This window comes from Mesorhizobium sp. M1A.F.Ca.IN.020.03.2.1, assembly GCF_004023205.1.
Taxonomy (GTDB): Bacteria; Pseudomonadota; Alphaproteobacteria; order Rhizobiales; family Rhizobiaceae; genus Mesorhizobium.
The window spans coordinates 1-1666 of the sequence record NZ_RZSV01000448.1 but is presented as its reverse complement, the minus strand read 5'-3'; the positions used below and the strand labels follow the sequence as shown (position 1 = coordinate 1666).

The window sequence follows — 1666 nt, the reverse complement described above, 5'->3', positions numbered from 1 at the left end:
TAACTGAACACATCTCCACCACGCTCGGCGTTTTGACCGCCGACATGGGCGCCAAGGATTCGATCGCGCTCAACGTGCTCGAGGTGCGGCTGGCGATCGAGATCGAATCGGCCGGCCTTGCCGCCATCCGCCGCAACGCGGCGCAAGAGGCGGCGATCCAGGAGGCTTTCTTCGAGTTCGAGCGGCTTCTGCTCGCCAGCCAGCCGACCGGTCCGGCGGATCTCGCCTTCCATAGGGCAATCGCCAGCGCCACCAATAACCCGTTCTATGTCGAGATGCTCGACGTGCTCGGCCGCCGCGCCATTCCCTGCGACGTAACCTCGCCCTGGTCGGCCGAGCTCGTCCAGTCCGACGAGTACCAGCGTGGCCTGCAACGGGAGCATCTGGTGATCCTCAATTCGATTTCGGCGGGCGACGCCGAAGCCGCGCGCGAGGCGATGCGGGCACATCTCACCTCAAGCCAGCAGCGCTACCGCGAGCGCTTGCAGGCGCGGCAGGCCTATTACGCAAAGTCCGTGGCGGCTGCGTCGACCGGATAATCATTCGAGCAAGGTAGAGATGGACCAGACACACACCGGCGCTTTCATCTGGGCCATGGCTGGCGACAATGTCGACTATATCGACGTCGACAAGGTGGCGATGGACCAGCTCAAGTGAGCGATCTTTTCGCCTTCAGCCTTGCGGGAAAACGCATCCTCGTCACCGGCGCCAACACCGGCATCGGCCAAGGCATTGCAGTGTCGGTCGCGCGCGCCGGCGGCGCCGTCATCGGCGTCGGGCGCTCGGCGATGGATGAAACCGCGGAGGGGATCGCGGCCATTGGTGGCCAGTTCGAAACCGTGGCCGCCGATCTCGGCGATCCTGCCGCGGCTGCCGTCATGCTCGACCGGATATGGGACGAGAAGGGACCGCTCGACGGCTTGGTCAACAATGCCGGCATCATACGACGCGCCGACGCGGTCGATCTGACCGAAGCCGACTGGGACGAGGTGATGGACATCAATTTGAAGGCGGTCTTCCGGCTTTGCCAGAGTTTTGCCAGACGCGTGCTGGCCGAGCCCGGGCGGCGCGGCAAGATCGTCAACATAGGCTCGGTGCTGAGCTTCCAGGGCGGCATCCGCGTCGCCTCCTACACCGCTTCGAAACATGGTGTGCTTGGCCTCACGAGGCTGCTCGCCTGCGAATGGGCGGCGAAAGGCATAAACGTCAACGGCATCGCGCCGGGCTATATCGAAACCAACAACACCGAAGCCTTGCGCGCCGACCCCGACCGCAGCGCCGCCATCCTCGGACGCATTCCCGCGGGGCGCTGGGGCCGGCCGGGCGACATCGGCGACGCGGCCGTTTTCCTGCTCGCGCCCGCGTCGGACTACATGCATGGCGCGGTGATGCCGGTGGACGGCGGCTGGCTGGCGCGGTAACCATTCTGCCAATTTCGAACGGAAGCTAAGCGATGACGCCTCTCTTTTCACATGCCGGCGAAAAAGCCTGGGAGCCGACGCCCGACGGCAACAGACGGCGCGTGCTGGTGCACACGGCCGAACTGATGATGGTCGAATTCGCCTTCGACAAGGGCGGCCTCGGCGCGCTGCATTCGCATCCGCACGTCCAGGCAAGCTATGTCGCCGAAGGCCGCTTCGAAGTCACCATCGACGACAAGTCAGAG

General features: G+C 64.8%; 2 protein-coding genes and 1 pseudogene. All 3 read left to right on the top strand.

The window, feature by feature from the left end; genetic code table 11:
• The coding region (locus tag EOA79_RS31910) for an FCD domain-containing protein (RefSeq protein WP_164894064.1) at nt 1-539 on the top strand (539 nt) is incomplete at its 5' end.
• Between the two features lie 114 nt (nt 540-653).
• Nucleotides 654-1421, top strand: a complete 768-nt coding sequence (kduD, locus tag EOA79_RS31905; protein WP_095824150.1) for a 2-dehydro-3-deoxy-D-gluconate 5-dehydrogenase KduD — start codon at nt 654-656, stop codon at nt 1419-1421.
• 32 nt (nt 1422-1453) lie between these two features.
• Nucleotides 1454-1666: pseudogene (locus EOA79_RS31900) on the top strand (cupin); the annotation flags it as partial.